We start from the raw sequence: 8,068 nt of genomic DNA on the forward strand, positions 1-8,068 counted from the left end.
TGTCCGGATGGGTAGCAATGGCGCTCAACAAACGGGCCATACGATTTCGATTATGAAAGTGTTGGTCTACAATCAGGTCTGGCAATATACCCAAGCCAGTTGTTAAATCAACTAAGGACTTATTGGGGGATGAGCCACTACCACCACTTGCTATCATCTGATGTCCCATTACTGCTGCTCCTGCACTTGTTCCAGCTAGAGCAATTTTTCCATCTATAGCTCTACTTCTGATTTCATCCATCAAAGGTGTTTCAGCAAGTAGGGAACAAAGACGCAGTTGGTCTCCACCAGTCATAAAGACTCCAGTACAATCTTCTAAGGATTCTAACCATCTTGGGTCTTCTCCCTGATACCTTTCCCGGATATCAAATATCTTCAGACCTACAGCACCCATTTCTTCAAAAACCTTGCGGTATCTATCTCCTTGTGCTCCTGGTTCTCTAGAGGCAGAAGGGATAACTGCTAGCCTGGCATTTACTCCTCCTGCACGATTAAAAAAAGTTTGTAGAATCTCTTTTCCATGAACTTTATCTTCCGCCCCTCCGATTACCATAATGGTTGTTTTTGTCGGACGTAATATATCTAGTTTTGAAGCTTGAGACTCTAACTGTATCATTTTATTAGTCTTGGACAGCAGGTACGCATTAAATTTCAATAATTTCAATAGTCTGTTATAATACTAGACTATCTTATAACCTTGCAAGTCCCCAGCTAACTATTGAATTTTTCAACAAATCATTTGATTTAGTTAGAATCTAAATTTCAATTGGCTGGATTAACTTGTAAACTTTTAGCATAGTCTAAATAAAGATTAATCTCAACAATTTCTAAATTTTTTAAGACACTCTAAGTATATTTTTAAGTTTTGTGCAATTTGATGTTATCACTCTGTTTCCAGACTTTTTTACAACACCCCTAAGTTCAGGTTTGTTAGGGAAAGCCCTTGATAAAGAGATTGCCAAGGTTAATTTAGTTAACCCTCGTGATTATACCACAGACAAATATCATAAAGTTGATGATGAATCTTATGGTGGAGGAGTAGGAATGGTGTTAAAACCAGAACCTATATTTGCTGCTGTAGAGTCATTAACAACTAGACCGCGACGAGAAGTTATTCTCTTAACTCCCCAAGGAGAAACAATGTGTCAGCAGCTATTTAAGCAGTTGGCTATAGACTATGACCAACTTATTTTAATTTGTGGTCATTATGAAGGTATTGATGAAAGAGTACAATATCTAGTTACTAGAGAAGTATCTTTAGGAGATTTTGTCCTTACAGGTGGAGAGATACCAGCTTTAGCTTTAATTAATGGTGTAGTGAGGTTACTTCCAGGAACAGTAGGTAAAGCTGAGTCACTAAAATACGAAAGTTTTGAATATGGATTACTTGACTATCCTCATTACACTCGACCATCTAATTTTCGTGGTTGGAAAGTACCAGAAGTTCTGCTATCTGGAAATCATGCTAAAATAGCAGAATGGCGTTATCAACAACAAATTCAAAGAACAAAATCTCGTCGCCCAGATTTACTGAAAAATAATAGAGACCTCTAGAAAATCTAGTTATTTTGTCGATCTACTTAACTTGCTCATGGTGTTTGATATTAGGTATATCTAATACCATAAGCACACTACTTTCATACATTTGATAATCAATTTTATCAATAGTTTGATAGCCTAGTTTTTCAAAAAAAGGAACTAAGTATGCTTCGGCATCTACAAAATCAAATTTAATTCCATCTAGCAACTGTTGTTTGTATAATGCTTGCATTATTCTTAAGCCTATACCATTTCTTCTAAAATTACTTTGAACCATAAACCTCCCAGTAATTGATGTACATAAAGGATGTGCATCTCCTACTTTTTCCATTTGATAGAGTTTTGTATAGTAATCTATGTCTAAATTTTCTGAGTCTAAGTTTTTAGTATAATTGCATCTAATAGTACCAACCAATTCATTATGATCAAGAGCCATAAATAGATTAGCATATAAGTCCAATGGGTCTTCTACTTTCTTTTGTTTATGGTTCGGTTCATAGTTTGGACAATTTTCAAACCATCCCAGTTCTTCTACATAGATTTGATAGCGCAATTTGAAAATTTCTTCTTTTTCTTCAGGAGTCTGAGCTAGTGTTATTTCTAACATGGTATTTATAATGTCAACTTAACACAATTTTCAAGATGGCAGAGGTGTTTTTTTTATGTATAATAAATCCTCACAAAAATTACTTATGTAAAGGATTTATAGATTGTTAATTATTCACTCAACTCCTAGCTTTTCCCATATAAATTCTGACAATTTATATTTTTTTAACACATTTAGGGGTAAATGAGCAGAACCTTGAATGTATCCCAGACAATTTTCGCTTTGACAAATACAATCAAATCCTCGATCCATAGACCATTCTGTAGATGGATAAAAGAATGTGAATTCTTCTCCAATTTCGATGTCTCGTAGGGCAATTACTACCATTTTTTTAGTATCGAAAAAAACATTAGGATCGCAACTATGGTTAATATATTGCAAAAATTCTGGGTCAAGCATAATATGTTGGTTATCGCTAATTTGGACGGTTAAATAGTTGGGGCGATCGAGTATTTCTTTATGGCTAAAATTACTGATAACCTCTCCAGACTTCAACTCAATAGTCGTATGTAGAGACTTATTTCCACTGATTTTACACTCCCGAATTTCCGCAATAGAGCTAACTTTTGTGATTTTTTGACTTACCTGCATAAATTTTTTATTGAGATACAATTTCCTAACATTCTAGAATAAATAATACTATTTTTCTTGACAGATATAAAAATATTTGTGTAATTTAATAAAAAAATTAGTTATGAATAAATTTTTCAGATTCTTCTTTTGAAAAAACCAAAAAACAGTTATGCTACAGGTAACTTTTTCATAAAGCCCTATTTAGCCTTTTCCATTAAAGATTAAAGATAAAAAGAGCAGATTTATGCCAATTTCTCTCTCTACTAACCTTCTGCCACAGATAAATTATCTTGTTGATCGATAATTTTAACAATTCCATCATTTGTTAAATCTCTGATATATTCTAATAAATCATTCTTAAGTACTTCTGGCTCTACCTGCTCTTCCTCTAATAAATCCTCATAAGCCTCTTGAATAGACCCAGAACCTATTAAAGCAAATAACATTTTAGCTGCCATATCATCCAAAATAAAATCTTCACCTTCTTGTTGAGAGTTAACTAAAAAAATTTCTCCTTCATCTTCTGCTAAAAAAAAATTATCCGTTAATAGCACTTGTTGAGTTAATATAATCTCCACAACTTACCTCTACTGACAATAAAGTTAATAAAAAAAAGTAGTTTTGTACAGTCAAGATATACTATACAATAATTTGATAAAAACTACTATTTAAGGTATTTAAATTAGAAAAATGAATCTTCGCATAGGTAATGGCTACGATATCCATAAGTTAGGACCTGGAAGACCTCTAATACTTGGAGGAGTCAAAATTGACCATGAAATGGGATTAATTGGTCATAGCGATGCGGATGTTCTGACCCATGCAATTATGGATGCAATGTTAGGCGCTCTGAGTTTGGGTGATATTGGCCATTTTTTCCCTCCCAGCGATCCACAATGGGCTGGAGCTGATAGTATAGAATTGTTGAATCGTGTCAATCATTTAGTTAAGGCTAGCTGCTGGCAAGTTAGTAATATTGATTCAGTAGTAGTAGCAGAACGTCCTAAACTCAAGCCACATATCAAAGAAATGCAATCGCGCCTCGCTGCTACTTTAGAACTACAAGCAGATCAAGTCAGCATAAAAGCTACTACTAATGAAAAATTAGGTCCTGTAGGTCGAGAAGAAGGTATTGCTGCTTATGCTGTAGTTTTGCTAAATAAATATGAAGGATAAGTGGTCATCGGAAATATTAATAGTGGAAATATTTTTTCGTTCTAGGATTTTTAGGAATATAGCCATCTTAGATAAAATATGAGCATTAGCTACATATCAAGAGAAGTAACCCTCAGTATTTAGATAACTAATATTTGTTCAAAACCTATTTAGGACAGCTATAGGAAAGAAAAAGAGAAGAATATGGAAAAATGGTCAAGTCTATCTAGCTAAATGTTGTGAACCATTACCTATTAAATGGAGATGGAAAAATTATCATATCTTTGTGATTGCAGCTATTTACAAACTACGCATTAAGTATTTGCATTTTTGGTATCTCAGAATTTATTTCATAACTAAAAATTTTTAAATTGATCCAATATAAGTTTTGTTAGTACTCTTTAGTTGAATAATAAATCAATTCATAGTTGAGCGGTCGCGGAGCGCGGAACGGAGTTCTATGCCTCAACTATACCCTCACTAATAATCATAGAGTTGTTGGGAATTAAGCTAAAAAAATGGCTAATATCATGTTCCCCTCCGGGGGAGCTACGAATTGCGGATAATCAGTTATAATAAACCTTCTGCCTTCTAACCTTGCTCTTTCCCTTCAGCATAGCTGCCCTCTGCCTTCTGCCTTTGGTCCACAGATATTATAAGTATTCAACCGAACATGATATAAAACCCTTATTAGTCAAGGTTTATAGTGTTTTTTTTTATCCAATGCTGAAAATCTTATAGAGTAAGCTTTTGAGCCTTGTCGAGCCGTCAAAAGTGACATTTGAGTGGATAGTAAATAGCTACTCAAACAGACACTGGATAGAAGTTTTTTACCGAGAAGCGCTGATGATGGTTGGGATTAAAAGAATATCAAGTAACAGATAAATGGAGTCTAGAACGCCATTTGATCGAGAGTATTTTATACCTATACTTTGATCATTTGGCATAAGCTAACTACAGGATTACAGAGGCAATGGGGGAAACATTTGAAGACATTTACTGATGCAATAGTACGCTTTTCGTATAGCTATATCTTTCCGTTTTTTTGGTGTTGCACAGTGACGAATGATTTGATATTTTTGATAGAATTGGATTGTGGATTAATCAATTGCTAGAATGATTAATTAATGGTTTTTTTTAGTCAAAATCTAAACCAATTTTTGGCGATATCATTCCATAATGTGCAACCCCGTTTTTTTTGATTGGTTGGCTAATAATCGTGACGTATTTTCTTCTCACAGAAAGAGTTGAGGCTATATTTTGGCTTAAAAGTTGTGTAAGTCCCGTTACAAGAAAAACTAAGGGACTCTTGGTTAGTTGCTCACCCATTATTAGGTAAGTAACAAACTAAGAGTCCCACAGTTCTAGAATTAAAGAAGTTTTAAAGCAAGAGTTCTATAATCTTGCCTAAATCCCTAATTTCCTAGGACAAGGAGTTGATTACATAGTCTAAGAGAGAATTGTACTCTGTCAAAGCTTGAGGAGACAAATCGCGAGGAGCACAACCACGATTACGAGCAAAGCTTAAAGCTTCAACATAAGGTGCAGTAGGTAAGCTTAGAGCACGATAAACTTCACGCTGACCAGCAATTCCCCACTCATCAAGAGGGCCAGTTCCACCAACTACTAAGCAGTAGCTGACTAAGCGCAGATAGTGCTTGACATCGCGGAGACACTTAGCCTTAAAAGTGTCTGTGGAGTTAGCTTGACCAGCATCATTCAAGTAAGGAAACTTCTTGATGCAAGCATCATAAGCTTCTTGAGCAACTGCATCAAGATTACCAGCTAGCTTTTCAGCTGCTTCCAAACGAGCTGCGGAACGCTGGATAGAACCTTGTACTGATTCTAGATCGGAACTGCTAGGAAAACGACCTGCTGCATCAGCAGCGGTAACTACTGTGGTAATAACTGATTTCATTGTTTATTCTCTTCTGTGTTTGACTTTGTTAGATTGGTATTGAAACTTACTTGGTCTTGGCTAATCGTAATAACTGAAAAGCCAATAAACTAGATACCTTTAGAGGTATGGTGTAGCAAGACTTTTTGAGAGTAATTAGCTTAGAGCAGCAATTACTGTATCAAAATAGCCACTTGCTTCAGCAACTAGGCTAGCGCAACGGTCTTCTGTTACAGTAGCTCCCATGATGCGCTTTTTATCTCCTGCAAATTCATCACTAGGCTGATCTTTGATGTGAGCTGCAGCTTGAGCTTTCATAATTTGAACAGCGCGAACTGTAGATGTAGCAGGAACACCTAATGCAGTGTAGGTTTCTTTTAAACCATTTAAGCAACGGTCGTTGAGAACAGAAGCATCACCAGCAAGTAGTGCGTAGGTAACGTAGCGTAGGATGATTTCACCATCACGCAAGCAAGCAGCCATACGACGGTTAGGATAGCAGTTTCCACCAGCTTGGATTAATCCCTGGTTTTCACAGATCATTCCAGCAATAGCATCAGATACCATGCAGCTTGCGTTACTAGCAATGGCGTTTACTGCATCAAGACGTCTGTTGCCTTGAGCAATAAATTCTTTGAGCTTATTTAATTCATCGCCACTAACAGGGGAAGTTGAGGCATCTGCTGAAACTACAGCTTTCGAAAAAGCATCTAACATTGAGCTCTCCTTAAAAATTGATTTTTTTGTAACCTTGATTTGAAGTTTCTAATAAGAAGGTCTCTTTTGTCTCGCTTTCTGAGGAAGAAAGTAATAATTCGTAAACAAGTAAATATTTGTTACGACTTTCCAGGCAATTAGCCAATCAGGTGTCCAGAAGCTACGATCAAAACCAAATATTTATATATAGCAGTAGGTTTTTTGGCGTTTGATATCATGTCTGGTTGAATACTTATAAATAACGACGGAGGAGTCAGGAGCTAGGTAGGTGAGCCGTCGGATTAGCAACGTACAGGAGGGAAGAAGAAGGAAGTTTTTTATTACTAATTAAACGGACATGATATGACAATAAATTTGGGTTGTCAGGGAGTAGAGAGTAGGGAGTAGGGAATAGAGAAATGTCCGCGCCCTATTTGCGTAGTGCTATAAATGCCAAAATGTCAATCAATCATTACCGAAAAGCTTCCGTTGAGAGTAAGTGTGTTTGAATCAGGGGATGAAAACGAGCGAGCCTTTTAGGGTAAAGACTTTAGTTGTCCTAATTACAAAAAAAACGTGCAGTTGAAAGCCAAGTGGTTTTAGCCCTTGGATGAAAACAAGTTGTGGGAATTTATTCCCAAGTATCCCAAAATGTGGAATAATACTAATGAATACGAGTAGGAACAAGGTTTGTCCCATAGACTCAATGCTTGCAGGGGTGAAACTCCCGCCAGTAAGAAACTAGTAGCGCTGTTCTATCAAGACGCTTGGCACAGGCAAGTAGGCAGCAGAGATAGGGATTTATGGCTCTGAGTTGAGTAAAACCACTCTGAAAATCAAACTAAAAAAGTAAAGGCAATGTGTGTGGCATTTTTGTCAGCAGATCTGAGTCTGTAGGTAGTTTTTGACTGCTACCACTGGGAAGATTAAGTCCAGTGACAGCTAGTAGGTGTGACGAATCGTGTTTTTCAACCGATTTGGAACAACTCCTTAGAATCACCCGTACTTCAGTCGGGTGAGAAGTCAAATAGTACAATTAGCTTGAGTTTAAAGTTTCGAGCTCGATAAATGTATGCTTGTCAACAAGTTTTAGGGGAGTCATACCAAATTCGGTTATTTTAAAGATATTTGGTAGTCCTGTATGGTAATGGTGAGGATATATATTAGAGTTGTTGGGAATTAAGCTAAAAAAATGGCTAAAACCCTTATTAGTCAAAGTTTATAGTGTTTTTTAAGCCTAAAAACCTCAAAAGCTTACTATATAAGCTTTTGAGGCTTTTGAATTTTTATTTCCCAACAACTCTATTTTTTAATTTCTCCCACACTCCCCATCTCCCCATCTCCCCATCCCCCTATCTGTATATTAGACATCTCCAGAAAATAAACTTGCCCTTTATTTGCTATAAACTAGGGTTTGCTGAAAAAGTCTTATGAGTGAGGGTAGGAGACAGGAGACAGGAGACAGGAGACAGGAGACAGGAGAAATGGGAATGAACGAGGAGGTAGGAGTAAGAATTTTAAGAATGATTTTTATGCCCAACTCTGGCCTAAAATACTAACTTTTTGAGCGTGAAGAACTGAAAACCAGGCACTTTTTAAAG

General features: G+C 36.3%; 9 protein-coding genes. 3 read left to right on the forward strand and 6 right to left on the reverse strand.

The genetic code is table 11. The features are described from left to right. A partial coding sequence (locus tag F6K13_RS08860; protein WP_287287226.1) for a cyanophycinase occupies nt 1-616 on the reverse strand: 616 nt, incomplete at its 3' end. Nucleotides 617-867: 251 nt separating this feature from the next. Here F6K13_RS08860 and trmD point away from each other — a divergent pair. After that, nucleotides 868-1,554: a tRNA (guanosine(37)-N1)-methyltransferase TrmD gene (gene trmD / locus F6K13_RS08865; RefSeq protein WP_124147824.1), complete on the forward strand. Its 687-nt coding sequence runs from the start codon at nt 868-870 to the stop codon at nt 1,552-1,554. Between the two features lie 22 nt (nt 1,555-1,576). Here the strand turns inward: trmD and F6K13_RS08870 are convergent, their stop codons facing one another. From F6K13_RS08870 to F6K13_RS08880, 3 genes are all read right to left on the reverse strand, one after another. Continuing rightward, a complete protein-coding gene (locus F6K13_RS08870; protein ID WP_124155086.1) occupies nt 1,577-2,146 on the reverse strand; it encodes a GNAT family N-acetyltransferase in 570 nt (189 codons plus the stop codon). Between the two features lie 114 nt (nt 2,147-2,260). Further along, complete coding sequence (locus F6K13_RS08875; protein WP_124147822.1) at nt 2,261-2,737, reverse strand: SET domain-containing methyltransferase; 477 nt, start codon at nt 2,735-2,737, stop codon at nt 2,261-2,263. 245 nt (nt 2,738-2,982) lie between these two features. Continuing rightward, nucleotides 2,983-3,297 carry a PqqD family protein gene (locus tag F6K13_RS08880; RefSeq protein WP_124147821.1) on the reverse strand — a complete coding sequence of 105 codons (315 nt, stop codon included), beginning with the start codon at nt 3,295-3,297 and terminating at the stop codon, nt 2,983-2,985. A 112-nt stretch (nt 3,298-3,409) separates the two neighbouring features. Between F6K13_RS08880 and ispF the strand changes: the two genes are divergently transcribed. Then, nucleotides 3,410-3,895: a 2-C-methyl-D-erythritol 2,4-cyclodiphosphate synthase gene (gene ispF / locus F6K13_RS08885; RefSeq protein WP_124147820.1), complete on the forward strand. Its 486-nt coding sequence runs from the start codon at nt 3,410-3,412 to the stop codon at nt 3,893-3,895. A 1,402-nt stretch (nt 3,896-5,297) separates the two neighbouring features. On the opposite strand, the gene F6K13_RS08890 is transcribed toward ispF, so the two are convergent. Both F6K13_RS08890 and cpeB read right to left on the reverse strand, forming a co-directional pair. Continuing rightward, a complete protein-coding gene (locus tag F6K13_RS08890; RefSeq protein ID WP_124147819.1) occupies nt 5,298-5,792 on the reverse strand; it encodes a bleomycin hydrolase in 495 nt (164 codons plus the stop codon). Between the two features lie 135 nt (nt 5,793-5,927). Next, nucleotides 5,928-6,488 (reverse strand): C-phycoerythrin subunit beta, encoded by a 561-nt coding sequence (cpeB, locus tag F6K13_RS08895; protein ID WP_124147818.1) that lies wholly within the window; start codon nt 6,486-6,488, stop codon nt 5,928-5,930. A 1,409-nt stretch (nt 6,489-7,897) separates the two neighbouring features. On the opposite strand from cpeB, the gene F6K13_RS08900 reads away from it, so the two are divergent. Next, nucleotides 7,898-8,026, forward strand: a complete 129-nt coding sequence (locus F6K13_RS08900) for a hypothetical protein (protein ID WP_275670476.1) — start codon at nt 7,898-7,900, stop codon at nt 8,024-8,026. Nucleotides 8,027-8,068 lie beyond the last annotated feature (42 nt).

Origin of the sequence: Okeania sp. SIO2B9 (assembly GCF_010672505.1) — a bacterium.
In the GTDB taxonomy this organism is placed as follows: domain Bacteria; phylum Cyanobacteriota; class Cyanobacteriia; order Cyanobacteriales; family Microcoleaceae; genus Okeania; species Okeania hirsuta.